The sequence below is a fragment of the Robertmurraya phoenicis genome, assembly GCF_047302285.1.
Classification (GTDB): Bacteria; Bacillota; Bacilli; order Bacillales; family Cytobacillaceae; genus Robertmurraya.
This window is the reverse complement of sequence record NZ_CP154845.1, coordinates 158,603-176,745: the sequence shown is the minus strand read 5'-3', so window position 1 is coordinate 176,745 and position 18,143 is coordinate 158,603. Positions and strand designations below refer to the sequence as shown.

Annotated in this window: 18 protein-coding genes; 2 read left to right on the top strand and 16 right to left on the bottom strand. The window is 38.3% G+C overall.

Features of this window, described 5'->3' with window-relative positions; genetic code table 11:
- Positions 1–35: 35 nt before the first annotated feature.
- The 12 genes from AA0X71_RS00820 to pduA all read right to left on the bottom strand — a co-directional run bounded on the left by AA0X71_RS00820 (position 36) and on the right by pduA (position 11,663).
- Positions 36–941 carry a glycyl-radical enzyme activating protein gene (locus AA0X71_RS00820; RefSeq protein ID WP_413358134.1) on the bottom strand — a complete coding sequence of 302 codons (906 nt, stop codon included), beginning with the start codon at positions 939–941 and terminating at the stop codon, positions 36–38.
- A 69-nt stretch (positions 942–1,010) separates the two neighbouring features.
- A complete protein-coding gene (locus AA0X71_RS00815; protein WP_413358132.1) occupies positions 1,011–3,542 on the bottom strand; it encodes a glycyl radical protein in 2,532 nt (843 codons plus the stop codon).
- Positions 3,543–3,710: 168 nt separating this feature from the next.
- Positions 3,711–4,529: an MIP/aquaporin family protein gene (locus tag AA0X71_RS00810; RefSeq protein ID WP_413358130.1), complete on the bottom strand. Its 819-nt coding sequence runs from the start codon at positions 4,527–4,529 to the stop codon at positions 3,711–3,713.
- 14 nt (positions 4,530–4,543) lie between these two features.
- Positions 4,544–5,728, bottom strand: a complete 1,185-nt coding sequence (locus AA0X71_RS00805; protein WP_413358128.1) for a 1-propanol dehydrogenase PduQ — start codon at positions 5,726–5,728, stop codon at positions 4,544–4,546.
- Positions 5,729–5,757: 29 nt separating this feature from the next.
- On the bottom strand, positions 5,758–6,024 hold the full coding sequence (locus AA0X71_RS00800) for a EutN/CcmL family microcompartment protein (protein WP_019154183.1): 267 nt from the start codon (positions 6,022–6,024) through the stop codon (positions 5,758–5,760).
- A gap of 31 nt (positions 6,025–6,055) precedes the next feature.
- Positions 6,056–7,513 (bottom strand): acetaldehyde dehydrogenase (acetylating), encoded by a 1,458-nt coding sequence (locus tag AA0X71_RS00795; RefSeq protein ID WP_413358126.1) that lies wholly within the window; start codon positions 7,511–7,513, stop codon positions 6,056–6,058.
- Between the two features lie 34 nt (positions 7,514–7,547).
- Positions 7,548–8,327, bottom strand: a complete 780-nt coding sequence (locus AA0X71_RS00790) for a flavoprotein (RefSeq protein WP_413358124.1) — start codon at positions 8,325–8,327, stop codon at positions 7,548–7,550.
- 15 nt (positions 8,328–8,342) lie between these two features.
- Entirely contained in the window at positions 8,343–9,164 is an 822-nt protein-coding gene (eutJ, locus tag AA0X71_RS00785) for an ethanolamine utilization protein EutJ (RefSeq protein ID WP_413358122.1), read from the bottom strand.
- A 5-nt stretch (positions 9,165–9,169) separates the two neighbouring features.
- The gene (locus AA0X71_RS00780) at positions 9,170–9,820 is read right to left on the bottom strand and encodes a phosphate propanoyltransferase (RefSeq protein WP_413358120.1); all 651 of its coding nucleotides are present in this window, start codon (positions 9,818–9,820) and stop codon (positions 9,170–9,172) included.
- Between the two features lie 8 nt (positions 9,821–9,828).
- The gene (locus tag AA0X71_RS00775) at positions 9,829–10,398 is read right to left on the bottom strand and encodes a BMC domain-containing protein (RefSeq protein WP_413358118.1); all 570 of its coding nucleotides are present in this window, start codon (positions 10,396–10,398) and stop codon (positions 9,829–9,831) included.
- A 127-nt stretch (positions 10,399–10,525) separates the two neighbouring features.
- A complete protein-coding gene (pduB, locus tag AA0X71_RS00770) occupies positions 10,526–11,362 on the bottom strand; it encodes a propanediol utilization microcompartment protein PduB (protein WP_413358116.1) in 837 nt (278 codons plus the stop codon).
- Positions 11,363–11,366: 4 nt separating this feature from the next.
- Positions 11,367–11,663: a propanediol utilization microcompartment protein PduA gene (gene pduA / locus AA0X71_RS00765; RefSeq protein ID WP_413358114.1), complete on the bottom strand. Its 297-nt coding sequence runs from the start codon at positions 11,661–11,663 to the stop codon at positions 11,367–11,369.
- Between the two features lie 356 nt (positions 11,664–12,019).
- On the opposite strand from pduA, the gene AA0X71_RS00760 reads away from it, so the two are divergent.
- Both AA0X71_RS00760 and AA0X71_RS00755 read left to right on the top strand, forming a co-directional pair.
- Positions 12,020–13,228, top strand: a complete 1,209-nt coding sequence (locus tag AA0X71_RS00760; RefSeq protein WP_413358112.1) for a PocR ligand-binding domain-containing protein — start codon at positions 12,020–12,022, stop codon at positions 13,226–13,228.
- 13 nt (positions 13,229–13,241) lie between these two features.
- Positions 13,242–14,009, top strand: a complete 768-nt coding sequence (locus tag AA0X71_RS00755; RefSeq protein WP_413358110.1) for a response regulator transcription factor — start codon at positions 13,242–13,244, stop codon at positions 14,007–14,009.
- Between the two features lie 65 nt (positions 14,010–14,074).
- Here AA0X71_RS00755 and AA0X71_RS00750 read toward each other — a convergent pair whose 3' ends face one another.
- The 4 genes from AA0X71_RS00750 to nagB form a co-directional block, all read right to left on the bottom strand.
- A complete protein-coding gene (locus tag AA0X71_RS00750; RefSeq protein ID WP_413358108.1) occupies positions 14,075–14,668 on the bottom strand; it encodes a hypothetical protein in 594 nt (197 codons plus the stop codon).
- 12 nt (positions 14,669–14,680) lie between these two features.
- A complete protein-coding gene (locus AA0X71_RS00745; RefSeq protein WP_413358106.1) occupies positions 14,681–15,844 on the bottom strand; it encodes a hypothetical protein in 1,164 nt (387 codons plus the stop codon).
- A 919-nt stretch (positions 15,845–16,763) separates the two neighbouring features.
- Positions 16,764–17,399, bottom strand: coding sequence for a copper homeostasis protein CutC (locus AA0X71_RS00740; RefSeq protein ID WP_413358104.1), 636 nt, complete (start codon positions 17,397–17,399; stop codon positions 16,764–16,766).
- Between the two features lie 17 nt (positions 17,400–17,416).
- A complete protein-coding gene (gene nagB / locus AA0X71_RS00735) occupies positions 17,417–18,142 on the bottom strand; it encodes a glucosamine-6-phosphate deaminase (protein ID WP_413358102.1) in 726 nt (241 codons plus the stop codon).
- Between the last annotated feature and the right edge of the window lies 1 nt (position 18,143).

Here is an 18,143-nt window from a genome sequence, read left to right as displayed (position 1 = left end):
CCCCACCTTGGAAGGATTTTTTAACATTTGATGGGTTAACCACCAATTTTACAAATTAACCCTTTTCCCTCAACCACCGTTTTGAGTTCTTTCATTTTCTCATTTGTTGGTGTCGGTATTCCTTTCATTTCGTACTCATAATTTAAATAATCATATTTATTTTCTCCAAGACGATGATAAGGAAGGAGATGCATCTCCTTTACTCCCCTAATGCTTGATGCGAACGAAGCGATATTCTCCATCTCAGCAATACCATCATTAAAGGTTGGAATAACAGGAACACGTATGATGATAGGAACACCGAATTGACCGATAAATCTCGCATTCTCCATTATCTTTTCATTTGACCTTCCAACAAATTCTAGATGTTTTCTGTCATCTGTATGCTTGATGTCTAATAACACCAAATCCAACCATGGCAGCACTTTCTCTAAAACAGTTTGACTTGTAAAGGCAGTCGTTTCAATCGCTGTATGCCACCCTTTCTCTTTGCATGCCTTTAACAATTCCTCAGCATAATATGGCTGAGAAAGAGGCTCTCCTCCAGAAAGGGTAATTCCTCCACCAGATCGTTTGTAATGTATATGATCTTTCTTTAACTCATTTATTACCTCTTGAACAGATCGTGGATTCCCAGCAAAATTAAGTGCCTCGCTATAACAGGCTTCTACACAAATACCACACTTTGTACATTTGCTCTCGTCAAGCTTAAATGTAGGAACGATTTGTAATGCACCCGTTGGACACAGTTCCGTACATCGACCACATCCGATGCAATTTCTTTTAACGAACATAATTTGTGGTTCTTTACTTTGAGATTCAGGGTTGCTACACCAACGACAGCGTAGAGGACAGCCCTTTAAAAAAACGATGGAACGAATTCCTGGTCCATCATGAACAGAAAAACGTTGAATATCAAAAACAATTCCCTTATCTTCCATTTCTCGTTGCACCAACCTTTATAAAAAGGAGGAGTTTTAAAAATAACTCCCCCTTTTATTTTTTTCGATTTAGAATGCTTGCTCTGTACGGTTAATAATATCGTCTTGGATGGTCTTATCTAATGATGTGAAGTGTGCACTGTATCCAGCTACACGCACGACAAGATTTTTATACTTTTCAGGATTTTGTTGAGCTTTTAATAATGTTTCACGGCTTACAACGTTAAACTGTACATGCATTCCTTTTTGGTCAAAGTACCCACGAACCAAAGCCGATAAATTCTCTAATCCGGTTTGGCCAGAAATAGCTGATGGATGGAATTTCTGATTAAACAATGTACCGTTCGATGCAATGTGATGATCTAATTTTGCGATAGAGTTTGCAGCAGCAGTTGGTCCTGTTTTATCTCTACCAGAAACTGGAGATACCCCATCTGCTAACGGTTCGCCTGCTTTTCGTCCATCAGGGGTCGCACCAGTTTGAGCCCCCATTGGAACATTCGCTGAAACTGGGTACAATCCTGGTTGGAAAGAACCTCCGCGCGGATTGCGATACTTCTCAACCTCGCGGCAATAGATTAAGGCTGCTTCACGAGCAAGACTGTCTACTTCATCAATATCATTTCCAAACTTAGGTGCACGATTTTCAAGGAGTTGGCGTAAATACTCTTGGTCATTGCTTGAGCCTAAGTCCACTTTAACGTTCGTTGCGTTCTTTAATTCATCCAATGATATTTTATTTCCTTCAAGAATCAACTTTTTAATGACTTCTACAAGTGTTTCTTGAGTGAGTTGATCCATGCTAAAGTTTTGAGAAGATTGGCCTTGTTGTGCACCAAAATTCGTATCTAATGCGTGTTTTAAATCAGCTAAAGAGACTTTCTTCTCATCAAACACAAGTTGTTTAATTGCCATTAAAGAGTCTCCAACGTTTGCTACACCGACCCCTTGTGGACCTGTATAGTTGTAAATAGCCCCACCTTCTTGAAGTGATTTTCCTTTTCCAATACAGTCATCTACCATTGATGAAAGGAATGGTAGTGGAGCACGTTCACCATGTGCTAAATCTACTGAGTTATCAGCATTGATAAGTAAACGAACAAAATATTCCATTTGCTTTTGATAAGCATTTAAGAAATCTTCAAAGCTTGTAAATGAAGTAAATTCTCCTGTTTTTAAACCAAGTTGTTTGCCATTCACAACCCCATTATTAATGGTAATCTCAAGCACCTTTGCCATATTGAAAAATGCTGCATCATGCCATCCTTCTGTTTTTCCACCTTTTTGAGGTTCAACACAACCAATAATTCCGTAGTCACGAGCATCTCGTAATGATACTCCACGGCCCACTAATGCCGGAATGATGACTTCATCATTGTAATAGGCAGGCATTCCAAGTCCGAGTCGAGTAACTTCTCCAGCTTTAAACATTAATTCATCAGGAGTCAAATTCCAGTAACGAATAGAAATGGATGGCTGTGGTAATTTCGTGTTAGCCGTTGCCTGTAAACAAGCAAAGGATAATGGATTAACAGCATCTCGACCATCGGCCGTTTGTCCACCTACAATAAGGTTTTGGAACATCGGATAGCCACCGAACGCTTTAGTTGAGCCTTCATCACGAACTTTGTTCACATCGTTAAACTTCACCCATAAGACATCGAGTAATTCTTGTGCCTCTTCTTCTGTAATAGTTCCATTCGCTAAATCTTTTTTATAGTACGGATACATATATTGATCAAAGCGAAGTGGTGAAATGGAATGTCCGTTTGATTCAATTTGAATAACTGCTTGTACGAACCAGAAAGATTGTAAAGCTTCATAGAAGTTTTTAGCTGGATTAGCAGGTACATTTTCACAATTATCTGCAATTTGATACAACTCATTTTTACGCTTTATGTCCGTTGTTCGTCCGGCTAATTTTCTCGCTTCTTCTGCAAATCTTTGAGCAAACTTAATCACGGCGTTAGCAGTAATCAACACGGCATTTAAGAAATGATCTTTTTTGATATACTCTGGGTCTGCTTTATCCGCACGCGCTTTCGCAGCTTCTACTTCAGCAATAATACCGTTAAAACCCTTATTTAAAACTTTTTCATAATCAACGCCAATATGCCCTACACCATTAAAATAGTAGTTTCCTACGGTAAATACACCTGCATCCATCGCTTCTCTTGTTTCTGGATACATTAATTGAGTTGCTAGTTCGTTTGTCGTCTTACCTTCCCAGTATGCGAAAACATCGCGAAGTCTGGCTTTTGTATCTTCTGAAATTAAGAAGACATCTCCTTTACGTTTTGCAAGGGTTTCAAACTCTTCAACTAGCCATTTATTTGAGAATTCTGGGAACACTTGGCTAGCTCTCGGTTTAGTCGTGAGATTTCCAACAATCAGTTCATGGTCTCGGATGACGATGGTCATATGAGTTAAGATCTTTTCAAGTGCCTTAGCTCGTCGAATAACCATTGGATAAGCTTCTGTTTCCTTATAGGATTCAGTAATTAGAATCGCTCTTTCCGCTTCAATTTCAGGAGTGACGGAGTAAAGAACATCAATTAAATTTTGGATACGTAATGTTGGTTCTACTGTAACTGTTGACATGAATAGGTTTCCCCTTTCAATATAAAAGATTGATAGTAGCTTGTTCCTTCTATTGCACTTTACAAATTCAACTAGTTTTTGTATGATTGTGTGAGATTTACTTTGTATTTTATTAAACTACTTATTTTTTCTAGGAGAATTCCAAATTTGGATTCTCCATTTTTCTTTTTAAGAGACTTTTTTATAATCCTTGTCTACCGGTTCCTCTTTTGTAACTGGAAAATATGGAGCGATTAACTTCTTATAAATACCTCCACCGAGGACTGCTCCAATAATTGGTCCGAATATCGGAACGATTAATCCGTATAATTGTGGGCCAATTACGTTTGCTTCCCAACCTGATATCATCATGAATATACGTGGACCGAAATCACGGGCTGGATTCATAGCAAACCCAGTTAAAGGTCCGAAAGAGATTCCACAAATCGCAATCGTTAACCCAATCGCTACTGCAGGTAGTCCAGCTGTTGGTGCTGCTCCATTTTTTTTATCTGTGACAGCAAAGATTACAATCATTAGGAATGCAGTAATGGCAATCTCAACAAAAAGGGCTTCCATTGTAGAAAGATAAGGCTTTGGATAGGTACTAAAGATTCCAGCAGATGCCCACCCACTTTCTGTAGAACGGACAATTTCGTTCGCATTTTCAAAATTGATTATTGCATTGCGAAACAATCCATAAACAACCGCTGCCCCAGCAAAAGCACCTATCACTTGTGAAGCGATATAGTGTGGGATTTTCCTTTTATCAAACCCACCCCAAACAGCCAGACCAATTGTAACTGCTGGGTTAATATGGCCTCCTGAGATTGACCCTACTACATAAATGGCAATCATAACCGCTATACCCCAAGCAATGGATAATTCCCAAAAACTCATCGAGATATCAGCAGTAACCATTGCTGCTACAGTTCCAACCCCAATAAAAATTAAAATAAAGGTTCCGAAAAATTCAGCCAAACACTCGCCCCATAAGGTCTTACTCATTTATAACTCTCCTTTTAATTAGAAAGTACTAAGTTTATTTTCTCTTCTTTCATTTTTTCGCCGTAAATGGCCAAATAGAGTTCGACAATCTCTTCTTTTGACGTAGTTCTTGGGTTCGTAGCTGTACAGCGGTCATTTAGTGCTGCCTCACTCATATAGTCGAGCTTTTCATTAAACATATCTTTATCTACTTTCAATTCTCCTAAACTATTAGGGGTATTTGTTTCTGCCAACAATACTTTAATCGCTGCAATCAAGTTGTGTACTCCTTCACAAACAGTGATAGCTGGTAGCCCCAAAATCTTCGAAAGCTCTGCATATCTTTTTGCAGCATATGTTTCTTGACCACTTTCAAGGTTGGCGTTGTAACGTATCACATGTGGGAGAATCATGGCATTTGCTCTTCCATGAGGAATGTGAAATGAACCTCCTAAAGCATGTGCCAAACTATGATTCAATCCGAGATACGCATTCGTAAATGCCATTCCGGCGATACAAGAAGCGTTGTGAAGCTTTTCTCTCGCTTTCATATCATTTCCATCCTTATAGGCTTGCAACAAATAATCGAAGATCAATTTAATAGCTTTTTCTGCTAAAGCATCCGAGTAATCAGATGCCTCCGTTGATACATAAGCTTCAATTGCATGTGTTAATGCATCAATTGCTGTATCAGCCGTAATAGAAGGAGGAACTGTTTTCACAAACATTGGATCGATAATCGCTACGTCTGGTAATAATTCATCATCCACTAATGGGATTTTTTTATCGCCCATTGTGATGACAGCGAATGTCGTTACTTCTGAGCCAGTCCCACTTGTAGTTGGGATGGCAACGAATTGTGGCCTCTCATAACCAACTTCGCCATTGATTGTAAGAATCTTTTCATAAAACCATAAGATACTTTTTGCCGCATCTATGGTTGATCCTCCACCTAAAGCAATAAGAATATCAGGTTGCACTCTTAACATTTCCTTAACTCCATCAGCTACTATATCGATTGGCGGATCTGGTTTTATGTTGGAAAAGAGCGTACAATCGGATACAGAATTCTTCAGTATATTTAGAAGTTGATCAGAAAAACCAACTTCAATCATAAAAGGATCTGTGATCACTAGAGCTTTTGCTTTATTAACCATTGTTAAATATTCCAACGCTCCAGTATTAAAATACACCTCTGGTTTAATCTTAAAACGTTCCATCACTACCCTCCTAAAAAAGAGACATTCACTTATTTACCTTCAAGTTGAATTTCATCAATAATCCCTACAATTGCCATATCTGCAGCTAGTTTTGCTTCTTCATAAAGGGAGTCCCCCCAGTCTACAAGAACGATGTCATTCATTCCGGCTCCAACTCTATCAACCGCCACTAAGGCACCTTCTTCTGAAAATTTGGTGTGCTCATTAAGTGATTTAATGACGAGTAGTTTTGAGCCTACAAGCTTTTCTGCCTTTTGGGTGGATACTACTTTGCCAATTACCTTTGCAATAAACATTGAACTCGACTCCCTTTAGCTAATATCAAAACTACCGAATGATTTCCTCAAGAAGGTTTTTAATAATTTCTTCAATATTTTCCTCAGAAATCTTCACAGATAAATTTGTTGGACTATCACTTTTTAAGTCATACAGTTCTTTCACTCCATAGGCGACTCTACGAATATTAATTAGGTTTAGTGGACCAACATTATCCGATGTTGAACTACCACCCACTGCTCCACATCCAAGTGTTAAAGCTGGAACTAAATTCGTCGTACCCCCAATCCCGCCTAGTGCCCCAGGTGTGTTTACTAACATTCTCGATACTGGTTTTTTGAGGGCAAATTCCCTGATTATTTCTTCGTTTTCAGAGTGCATGATTAATGTATGACCTTTACCCTCGTTATATAGTAACTCCATACATCTTTCACAAGCTTTTTCCCAATTATCCTCACAATAAAAGGCTAAGATAGGAGCTAGCTTTTCTCTTGAATATGGATTGGTTTTCGAAACACTAGTTTGTTCAGAAATTAACACTTTTGTCCCTTTTGGAATTGAAAGCCCGGCTAAATCAGCAATCTCTTCCACGCATTTACCAACGATCTGTGGATTCATCGTTCCATTTGCTCGCAACAGCCATTTTCCAAGCTTTTCTGATTCTTCTTTTGAAAGAAAATAAGCTCCCTGTTCGACTAACTCAGCAACGACCTGTGCTTCGATTTCTCTTTCCACTACAATCGATTGCTCCGATGCACAAATCACACCATTATCAAACGTCTTACTATCCATGATTCTTTTAACAGCTAGTGCAATATTGGCTGACTTTTCAATGAACGCTGGTCCATTACCTGGTCCAACTCCGATAGCAGGTGTACCTGAGCTATATGCAGCCTTTACCATTGCTTCTCCGCCTGTAGCAAGAATCAAAGCAATATCCTTATGCTTCATCAATTCATTTGTTGCTTGAAGTGTCGGTGTTTGAATACAACCAATTAATCCATCTGGAGCACCTGCTTGTACTGCAGCTGTAGATAGAATTTTCACCGTTTCTAAAATGCAATTTTTTGCAGATGGATGCGGTGAGAAAATAATCCCATTTCCGGCCTTTAAGGCAATTAAGGCTTTATAAATAGTCGTAGAAGTAGGATTTGTAGAAGGAATTAAGCCCGCTACAATCCCCACTGGGACAGCCACTTCATATATTTTATTTGTCTGATCATTTTGGATGATGCCAACGGTCTTTAATTCTTTTATATAGTTATAGACTACGGAACTAGCAAAGTGATTTTTTAGTACTTTATCCTGCCATTTTCCAAAGCCTGTTTCTTCATGGGCCAATTTCGCTAGTCGTTCCGCTTGCTGCTCTACCGCTTCTGACATCCTTAAAACAACTTGATCAACCTGTTCTTGAGAGAACTGACTGAAAATATGTTGTGCTTCCCTTGCCTTACCTATAAGATTCCTAGTTTCCTGGATGGATCTTAAATCTTTATCCCAGATTTCCATTTCTTTACCTCCTAATGCCCTAGAGAAATCTAATCTAATCGTTTGTAATTTCTACCTTCATTTGATTGCTACTAATAAAGTCTCTAGCCAACGGTGTAACAATGGTGGAAGGTTTAATTTGAATGACAGCATGATCTTCATATTTTCTAATATCCCCTGCTGTTATGATGGACGAATCCATCTTAACCTTGTCTTTAGATGATGTTTGATGATTGCTTTGTGTTAGTGCAAGGTCTTTCTCGGCATTTATTCTCTCACTAATTGGATTCATCTTATTTAAGAGAACCGTTTTAAACTCTTCCAATGGGATGAATTTCACTCCAAATTGCTCCAAACGTGTTTCATAGCTTTGCAACATTTCATTATAGACCTGATTATGGGTTAATTCCTTTACCCGATTGACCGGATGGTTTGAATCAAAGCTATCTTTTACAGCCAACACTTCTTTGGCCATCATCAGAGCTCTTGCAATCCCAGTTGTGACAAGATTATCAGCAATCCCAAGGGCTACTTTAGATAGTGTATTACGTGTCATTACTGGAATTAAAACAAAGTCAGCTTCATCTAGTGACTTTTCAAGCTCTAAAAAGGACTGAATCATTTTACCTTGTAATTCTTCAATCATTGTGTTGGGAATCATCATTTTCCCACTATCAGAAAGAACAATCTCATAATTCTTTTGGTCAAAATCAGCTAATACTTTTAATAAAATTTCTGTGTTAACTGAGCCTCCACTTAGAAAAATGAGGATTTTCTTGTTTCTTTCAGGCAGTAAGTTCTGGAGCATGTTCCGAACAAGCTCTTCGATATTCATTTATCAACCCTCCCCTTATTTTGCATACATCGCAATTCCTAGAGGAGTTACAAGTAGTGGATTATAAGGCTTTATGGTGTAGATAGAAGTGTGCTTTTGGAATACTTCTTCAATCCCATCAATGCAGGACGTACCACCCACCAAGTAGATTTGCTTGACATCATTGATGATATTTCTCTTTGTAATTTCCGCCATTTTTTCGAGTACTGGACGTACAATCGGAAATACTAAAGGATAGCTTTCTCGCTGATGCTTGATCTTTTCTGCCTCGTCAAATTCAACTTTCATACTTCCGGATAAAACGAGTGTTAAATGGGTTCCACCAGTAGGTTCATCCACAGAATATAAGATTTCTCCATTTTTCAGAACTGAAATTCCGGTCGTTCCTCCACCAATATCTACAACAGCTCCGTCCGAGATGGCTAGTACTCTAGCTGCAGCTACAGGTTCTTCCACGACATTGGTTACTGTAAAACCCGCCGCTTCCACAACATTGGTAATGACTTTAATATTTCCCGGTAAAATCCCTGGTGGTATCGCTGTAGCGGCCTCTTCAAGTTGAATTCCCAATCGTTGTTCAAGTTGGGCCTTCAACCCACTCAAAACCTTTACAGCTCCAATGAAATCAACGACAATTCCATCTCTAACTACTTTTGCTGATTCCATTGCTCCTGTTATTGGTTGATCATTTCTATCTAAAACGACGATGACAATATTAGATGTACCTAGATCAACACCCACTTTTATACCTAATTTCAAATCATAGGAAGAATCTATTTCTTCAGTAAGAATTTTCGTCTCCAACTCTTTGATTAATGCATTTACACACTGTTCCATTGGTTTCACCTACTACGACCTATTATGCGAACCATATCTCTATTTTTTAATTCAGTTGCATTTGCTTCGTCTGTATCAATGTGTAATTCCAATGTAGAGTCTCCTGTTACTCGGACTAACACGTTGTGGAGAACTGCCCTTTTCTCTCCTATGGTCTCAACATCCACTAAGTCACCATCTGTAACCCCAAATTGCTCGGCATCGCTTGGAGACATGTGAATATGTCTTTTTGCACATATTACTTTTTCTTTAAAAACCATCATCCCTTTTGGCCCAATGACACATAGATCAGATGAAGCAAGCGTATCACCTGAAACTCGAATCGGCGGTTTGATCCCTAATTGAAATGAATCTGTTCTCGATATTTCAATTTGACTGTAGTTTCGAACAGGTCCAAGCACACGTACGTTTGGATAGCAGCCCTTTGGTCCTGCAATACAGACTGTTTCCATTGCTGCAAATTGACCTGTCTGACTTAGGGGTGATTTAAATGTTAATTCATAATCTGTTCCAAAAAGCACTTCAAGATCTTCTCTATTAAGATGAATATGCCTATTCGAAACGCCAACTGGTATACTCAAGCTTCTATCTTTAATACTCATTTTCTTTGTTAGCTCTGAGGCAAACTCTTTGATAATGGATTCTTCTACATTCATTTTTCCAATCATCCTAACACTTCTTGATGTTCTTTATGATGTAAACAAAGGGTTCTTGGCTGCCCCTTCTCTCTGGTACAGGCTGGGTCATTGCATAGATTACAACTTGCTTCTTCTTTACTTATCTCTGAAGAATCCTCTGACTCCATTTCCTGTTCCCTTGTGGCTACCGCATCGTTAACTTCTACTTCTTCCTCAATCGCAGTTGAAACTTCTTGTTGTTCAATCCCTGACGCTAAATCTGATTTTTCTTCTTGAGGTTCTACTATGTTTAGGGGCTCTGCTTCTTTTTCCTCTGCAGTCTCCAAGGATTGATGGAACTGATTAAGGGCTAGCGCAGGTCTAGGAATGACCAAACTGGAAACAACTGTACCAATATTGGAGGCACTCATCTTTCCAGCAGCAACAGCGGCTTGAACAGCACCGACATCCCCTTCAATTTTTACCGTTACCATCCCTGGAGTGACTGTCTCATATCCAACAAAACGAACATTAGCTGCTTTTAAACTAGCATCAGCGGCTTCGAGCGCTGGAACCAATCCAATTACTTCTATTAATCCTAGAGCTTCTTGTTTCATAAAAAACACTCCTATTGTTCCTTAATCCCGTTCATTTCAATAAAGTTGAACCAGAGAGCTAAAAGAGGAGATTTTCCAAAAATTAATTTGTTTCTTTTAGCTCAAATGGCTATTTTTCATAGGTGATTTAAAGGTTTGGTGTTGTCACGGGTTGAGGATCTTGTCCCATTGATCTCAAGATGCTTAAGCCAACTTCTCTTGCAGATATAAGGGACTGCCTAACGGCACCAGAATCCCCAGTAATTGTGACAATAATTTCATTTGAACGCGCTGTTCCCTTATCAGGGCTCGCATATGTCACAATATCAACATTAGCCGTCTTAAGTGCTGTATCAGCCATCACTAATCCAACAGCTGCAGGAGCACCAACAATGATTCCAAACGACTTTCCTATAGGAGCACCAAATGCTTTTTCCACCGCAAGGCTAGCTCTAGCTGTATAGTGTAGTTCAATATGTCCTGCATCACAGCCATATACATCTCCAAAAGTACGTTCTACTTCTTTTAATGTTACTTCTACTGCTCTTCTTGCATCGGAAACATCTTCAGCTGCAAAGATAATCGTTGCTCCGTGTCCTGCTCCACCTTTTGTATCTCTTGCCAATTCAATTGATACGATCTCGGAATTGGTAGCTTTAACCGCTTCATCAGCCGCCATAATATGCGGACCTCCACCAGTTCTAGCACTGATAATTCCAATCGACCGATATTTCGGATCTAATCCTACACTCTCATGAAGATTTCTATCCAAATTAGCGATTACCAATCCAACTGTATCGCCAATTGCTGAGCCAACATATTCTGTAATTGTAGGCATTTCAACTGTCATGGTTCCAACCTTCTTTCCTTGTTCTGATTGATGATCATCATTTGTCCCAACTTCAACGAAAGGGCTTACATCACCATCCGTATTTAACTGCCTTTGGGCTTCTTCTAATACCTTTTGTAACAAATATTGATCCATGGTCTTACCTCACAGATTGCGCTTCAGCAAACTTCGGCAGAATTCTTTCAACATCCATATGCGGTCTTGGAATCACATGTACAGAAATAACTTCTCCAACACGTTTTGCAGAAGCTACTCCTGCATCAGTTGACGCTTTAACAGCTCCTACATCCCCACGAACCATAACAGTAACAAGGCCAGAACCAATTTTTTCATACCCGATTAGCTCAACATTAGCTGCCTTTACCATTGAATCTGCTGCTTCAACTGCTGCCACTAAACCTTTAGTCTCAATCATTCCTAATGCTTCTTGTCCCACAAGAAAACACCTCCAAAAAAATTTGTTGTGAATCTATTTAAAATGTTACTATTCATTTTCTTTTTTTCATTTGACTATTTTGACAACAACTATAAGAAATTTAACTTTTGAATTTATACTTTTTTGACATTCATGCTAGAAAATACAAAAACAGGTAGATATAGTGAATATGTTTACTATAGAAAGTTCTCTTCTCCTCTGTAATTATTTCGAAATATCGTTCAAGAAATAGTCAGTATTTTAATCTATTTGACTATGTTAAAATGTAATTAATTTAGTTTGTTCAATCGTTCACAAAAGATACTTAAATACCTAGTTCCGTACATATCATTTTTTTACTAGGAGGTAGTAGAGTCGTGAAAGAAAATTTACTACTAACAGACGTTATCGATGTTCAGACATTAATGAGCGCACAAGCTAAACTAGCAAAAATTGTTAACATTCCTGTTATTACGGTTGATTGTGAAGGCAATCCAATCGGTCATAATAATTTCACCCCTTTTTGCAGCCTCATTCGTTCTTCACAAAAAGGAGCCAAACAATGTGTTTCATGTGATTATAGAGCTGGTAAACTAGCCGTTAAATATCGGCAAGCAAGAATTTATGATTGCCACATGGGTTTAAAAGACTGTGTTTCCCCTATTTTTGTAAATGATATTTTCCTCGGTTCAGTATTAGGTGGACAAGTATTAATAGAAGGTAAACAGACAAGAGACTCCATAGATTTGAAAACGATTTCTAAAGAGTTTGATATTCCAGAAGATGAATTACAGGAGGTCATCAATCAAATCCCTATCGTATCACAGGAATATTTAGAAAATTGCTCAGATTTTTATAATTTTCTTGCAAACTATTTTGCTCAAATGGGAATGCATCGGCTAACACAAGAAAAATATCTACGAGAAAGTAGGGATAAACTTCGACTCGAGCAAAAAGCAAAGAAAATGGAGTTAAAGACCATTCAAGCCCAGATCAATCCCCATTTTCTTTTTAATACATTGAACTCTATCGCTCGGATGTCTTTGATAGAGGATGCTCCACAAACAGAAGAATTAATTTATAATCTTTCAGACTTATTAAGATATAGCTTAAAAAATATTGAAGATTTTCCTAAAATAAGGGATGAAATGAGTAATATTGAGAAATATCTTTTTATACAAACTCTACGATTTAGCGATCGAATTACCTATAGTATTTCCATTGACGAAACTTTACTAGAGTATCGTATCCCTTCCATGACCTTACAACCATTAGTGGAAAACTGTTTAGTCCACGGCCTTGAAACGAAAAAGGAGGGAGGAAAGGTTGAAATAAGTGGCATCATTAATGACCAGAATGAAGTTATTCTTACAATTAAGGATAACGGGATCGGAATTGCATCAGAATTGCTTGAGCGTCTTAATCAATTCGATGATACGAACTCAACCGGAATCGGAGTACTCAATACCCAGGAGAGATTAAAACACTTTTTCGGTTCAAAGTATGGATTGCATTATGAAAGCACCCCGCATGTTGGAACTAGTGTGACAGTCCATATTCCTTGTATTAAAGACTATCCAAAATAAGGGGAGATATGAAATGATTAAACTCTTGATTGTTGAAGACGAACCCTTGGAAAGAGTAGCTTTAAGAAAGATTATTGGAAGGGAATTTCACAATATTGAAATTCTAAATGATGCAAAAAATGGTACTGAAGCCATTGAAATGGCAAAAGCTTATCAACCAAACGTTATCCTAATGGACATAAGAATGCCAGAAGCTACTGGTATTGAAGCACAGAAAAAAATCATTCAATTTCTTCCAAATGTAAAGTGCATCATCATTACTGCCTATAATGATTTTATCTATGCACAAGAAGCCATTAAATATGGCGTAACCGATTATTTATTAAAGCCTGCAAAACCACAAGAAATTAAACACGCAATTGAAAGAGCTATTTCATTGAACTACAAGGTGGACAGTAATAGTCCATCCAATATATTTGAAAATAACTCTACCCAACAAATCCTAATGGAAGTCATAAGTTATATTAAGAAAAATTATAAGCAGGAGCTACGGCTAACTGAAGTAGCAAATATGGTTCATCTAAATCCACAGTATTTTAGCAGACTCTTTAAGAAAGAGTTAGGAACGACCTTTACCGATTACGTGACAAAATTACGAATTGAAGAAGCGAAGATCCTCCTCAAAGAATCTAATCTTCCCATATATCGGATCGCCGTAGATTTAGGATTCTCTGATGCTGCCTATTTCAGTAAAGTCTTCTTAAAATACGAAAAGGAATCTCCTCTTGAATTTAAGAAAAGGCATGAACACTTTGAAAAAAAGCGTCTTTTGAGTCATTAATCCTATATAATAACAAAAAACGATTCGTTCAGAGACGAATCGTTTTTTGATCGCTTAGATGCACTTTACTTATTCATTTTACTAAGAAAATCCCCTAACAAACTGTCTAAATCATTTTCTTCCGGCTCACCCACTTCTTCAGTTAACGATTGGTTGTGATCGACTGAATCCCATTCAAATGCATCTAAATCATCCACCTTATCCGTTGCTATGGTTACGGCTGTTTCCTTTATAACTGGAAGCGGATCATGCGATTTCTCCATTTCAAGGAACTCTTCGTCCTCTTGTAAATACAATGCTTCATTTATATTAATAGAGTTGCTATTTAATGAGGTCAGCAAGGCTGTCGCACGAATCGGATCGATTAATAATTGATAGACAATCGCTCCTAAGAGAGTCTCTGAATGCTCATGCTTTAACCAGTCTCGCTGTGATTTATTTAATTTATGAGGAAGAGGAACGGTAATGGTCTCTCGTTCCTTTGATGAAGATTCACTAACCCCTCGAAGGACAAACTCAGCCATTTTACTCGAAAAATTCCTTCTTTCTACTTCCTTCAGCCTTTGCAAATGCTTTAATAGATGATCTGGAGTATCAGAGGGGACACGAAATGAAATGGCTTGTCCTCTCTTAATCTCATTTGAACTAGAACTTTTCATCAAAACACCCTATTAATTCTTTACAGGTTCTTGCGGAGATTTAGGTTTTTCTGTCTTCCGAACAAAATCGGTAATCAGTTTATAATAAGCATTGGCCATCATCCAAATGCTCTCCTTCTCATCTTCAAAAAAGTCAATATTGTATCCATCTAAATTGTTATTCAATGTTTTTATATACTCTTTTAACACATTGGCCCCACCGCCAACGAAATAACAGATTTCCGTTTGCGAATTCCTTTGCCAAACATTCCGTAATAATCGATACTGTTTTTTCGCTAACTCTAGTAAAATGCGATCCGTAATATCATGAACACTTGTCCTACTACCTTTCACCATAATATGATTTCGATCATTTTTTCTTGTGATAATCTCAACGACATCACGACGACTATCAAGTTCAATGCCATGCTTCGATCTAATTTCTTCTCTTATTGCTTCAAGCGATTCCGATACTCCAAGATTAAAGCCTTGTGCCTTATCATCATCGACAGTACGGTTCTTAATCACGGCAATATCCGTCGATAATCCACCAATATCTTGGATGATGATTCTTTTATCGATTAAATCCTTATTAATAATTTTGAGTTGATGATCCATAACAAGATTAATAAAAGCGGCAAACCCCTCAGGATAGATTTTCACTTCATTAAACTTGAGATTTACCTTTAGCCCCTGGTATTTAGGCGTTACGAGAAATTCAACTTGATGGACAGAACCTACTAATTTAGAGCGATACCCTGCGTCCTTGCCTTCTTTCACTTCTCGGAGAGGAAGGCCTGTACCAAGCGTATAATTCGCATCAACAACGTTTTTAACTTTAGGAAAATGATTTTCTTCACGAACCGCATCCAATGCCAAAGTGGCAAATAGCATGACTAGTGTTTGATCTTCTTCAGACTTTGAACTACCTGGGTCAAGCTCCGTTGCATTGCTACTCTTTGTCGCTAAATGGCCAACACGGTAGATAGCATTATTGTCCTTTAAAGCAGGGGAGTGGACCTTAATATGTATTCCTTCTAGCGGGTCTTTATGATCAAGTTCTTCTATTCCAATGACCGGACGATCTTCTGTATCCCTTGCAACAATATTAGGGATATTTAATTCATAATCTAATTCACCAAAAATAGCCTTAATGGAATCATTTCCAACATCTACAGCTGCGATTCTAGAATTCATCTCTTCATCATTCCTTTTCCTATCATTTTTGGTATATCCTCTACTTCTATTAAAAGGCTATAAGAGATTACTAGATTCTTCAATCGGCTTTGGCTAAAAGATATACAACTGTAAACAGTTCGTAAACTCCTGTGATTTGTAGACATTTCCGTAATCTTTAGTAACAAACCTGTTTACATCCAGTCGCTACAATATGTATACGAATTTGTTTACAAGTAAACGTAATTATGTACGAAATGTTTACCGCTTGTGTACAGGTAAACATAATTGTAAACTACCTTAAATGTCCAAAAAGAAAAGAGGCTGGGTCAAAAAGTCGGTGGTAACGACTTTTTGATTCCAGTTTGGAGTGGATAAAGTGTTCGTATAAACAGTTGGCGTATCTATCGGTATGAAAAAATAACAGGAAAAATTCCGCTTAATGAGCAACCCTCATGAAAAAGAGCCGAAATAACAGGAAAAATTCCTGCTATTCCCTCAAAAAATGCCAAAATAAACGATTTTGCCCTCCATAAGCGGAAAATCTTCCGTTATTCCCCCTAAAAGGGACTCCATTGATGAGATAACAGGAAAAATTCCGCTTAAGGGTGATGGTTGGATCGAATAAGACAAACCGGACGAAATGAAGGTTGTCCTGCCGATCCTCCATGCATGATGGTTACACTCAATCTCTCTTTTCGGGGCGTAAAATGGAGACCCTATTAAAAGACAGTATCCGTATGATGCGGTTGGCTTGGCAGCGAAATTGACAGAAACATTGACGAATTAAATCTTTCACTTCTGGTTGAGCATGAAATCGGTTGATTGCGCAGTAGCTTGGTTCATACAAAAATAGAGAAAGGTGAATTTGAGTACCCTCAAATTCACCTTTCTCATTATGTCCCAGCCTCTTTTCTTTCAAAAACTATGGTGAAATTGTTTATCCGACGATTCTCGTGCCATGAGCTTCATGGATCCGCAATTGGGTCTTAATCACTTGCAGATTTTTATCCGTTATGCCACCACCAGGAAGAATAATGATTCGGCCAGCAGCATAGTCTATATATTCCTGTAGTCTAGCTAAATTATCTTCTATCATAGAATCCGCCGGACCTCCATGGGTTAAAATGCGCAGTACACCATGTTCAGCCAGCCAATCAATCGCTTTGAACTGATTTCCAGGAGCAATCTGATCAAATGCCATATGAAAAGTAATGTCTAATCCTTCGGCCAATTCTAGTAAAGAAGTCATCGCCTTTTCATCAATCCAGTTCGCATCATTTAGGCAGCCAAACACCACTCCGTCTGTGCCTAGCTGTTTAAGATGAAGGAGATCCTGCTTCATGATCTCTATTTCGTCAAGATTATAAATAAAGTTTCCACCTCTGGGCCTAATCATCGCCATAACCTTAACATTTTCTTTTTGACAATACTTGATCGTCACCGCTGCAACCCCTGGGCTTACCGTGGTGCCGCCAACCGCAAGATTATCACATAACTCAATTCGTTCTGCTCCTTTCGCAATAAGCTCCGGAACCTTTGTAAAATTCTCCACACATGCTTCTTTAAGCATCATTTCATCCACCTTATTCGTTAGAGCTTTACCATTGCCCCTTCATCTACAATTACCTTTACATTCGGATGGTTACGTAAAATGGAAGCTGGGAAGACTTCTGAAATTTCTCCTTCAGCTAGGCGAGCAATCGCTTCTGCTTTTTGTTCTCCTGAAACAAGCAATAGGATTTCTTTACTTTCCATTATCGTAGCAATCCCCATTGTAACAGCCTGTCTCGGTACATCCTCCAATGTAGGGAAAAATCTTGAATTTGCTTCACGAGTGGAGGCTGCCAAATCAACAATATGTGTTCGACTTGAAAAAGGAGTCCCTGGCTCATTAAAGCCAATATGACCGTTGATCCCCATTCCTAGTATTTGTAGATCAATTCTCCCTGCCTCTTGAATTTGTTGTTCGTAATTCTGGCATTCGGCAATCAGATCATCTGCCGTACCATTTGGCAAATTCACTCGTTCTATCTCAATATCTATATGGTTAAAAAGCTTTTCCTTCATATAGCGATAATAGCTGTTGGCGTCTTCCTTGTTCAAACCGACATACTCATCGAGGTTAAATGTCGTCACGTCTTTGAAGGAAACCTTCCCTTCGCTATACTTCTCAATTAATTTTTGATATAGACCTTCTGGAGTCGAACCAGTTGCTAAACCAAGCACTGGATTCTCCACACGTTTAATAGCCTCAATCATAATCGCACAAGCTTTATCACTCATGTCCTGATAATCATTCACTTTAATAAATTCCATT

Excerpts from the sequence above, each read along its gene's own strand:
- AA0X71_RS00745 (WP_413358106.1), bottom strand. The coding sequence starts at position 15,844 with ATGAATTCTAGAATCGCAGCTGTAGATGTTGGAAATGATTCCATTAAG.
- AA0X71_RS00780 (WP_413358120.1), bottom strand. The coding sequence starts at position 9,820 with ATGAATGTAGAAGAATCCATTATCAAAGAGTTTGCCTCAGAGCTAACA.
- AA0X71_RS00820 (WP_413358134.1), bottom strand. The coding sequence starts at position 941 with ATGGAAGATAAGGGAATTGTTTTTGATATTCAACGTTTTTCTGTTCAT.
- AA0X71_RS00800 (WP_019154183.1), bottom strand. The coding sequence starts at position 6,024 with ATGTTTATTGCAAAGGTAATTGGCAAAGTAGTATCCACCCAAAAGGCA.
- AA0X71_RS00790 (WP_413358124.1), bottom strand. The coding sequence starts at position 8,327 with ATGAATATCGAAGAGCTTGTTCGGAACATGCTCCAGAACTTACTGCCT.
- pduB (WP_413358116.1), bottom strand. The coding sequence starts at position 11,362 with ATGGATCAATATTTGTTACAAAAGGTATTAGAAGAAGCCCAAAGGCAG.
- AA0X71_RS00805 (WP_413358128.1), bottom strand. The coding sequence starts at position 5,728 with ATGGAACGTTTTAAGATTAAACCAGAGGTGTATTTTAATACTGGAGCG.
- nagB (WP_413358102.1), bottom strand. The coding sequence starts at position 18,142 with ATGGAATTTATTAAAGTGAATGATTATCAGGACATGAGTGATAAAGCT.
- AA0X71_RS00775 (WP_413358118.1), bottom strand. The coding sequence starts at position 10,398 with ATGAAACAAGAAGCTCTAGGATTAATAGAAGTAATTGGATTGGTTCCA.
- AA0X71_RS00815 (WP_413358132.1), bottom strand. The coding sequence starts at position 3,542 with ATGTCAACAGTTACAGTAGAACCAACATTACGTATCCAAAATTTAATT.
- AA0X71_RS00755 (WP_413358110.1), top strand. The coding sequence starts at position 13,242 with ATGATTAAACTCTTGATTGTTGAAGACGAACCCTTGGAAAGAGTAGCT.
- AA0X71_RS00795 (WP_413358126.1), bottom strand. The coding sequence starts at position 7,513 with ATGGAAATCTGGGATAAAGATTTAAGATCCATCCAGGAAACTAGGAAT.
- AA0X71_RS00810 (WP_413358130.1), bottom strand. The coding sequence starts at position 4,529 with ATGAGTAAGACCTTATGGGGCGAGTGTTTGGCTGAATTTTTCGGAACC.
- AA0X71_RS00750 (WP_413358108.1), bottom strand. The coding sequence starts at position 14,668 with ATGAAAAGTTCTAGTTCAAATGAGATTAAGAGAGGACAAGCCATTTCA.
- eutJ (WP_413358122.1), bottom strand. The coding sequence starts at position 9,164 with ATGGAACAGTGTGTAAATGCATTAATCAAAGAGTTGGAGACGAAAATT.
- AA0X71_RS00740 (WP_413358104.1), bottom strand. The coding sequence starts at position 17,399 with ATGATGCTTAAAGAAGCATGTGTGGAGAATTTTACAAAGGTTCCGGAG.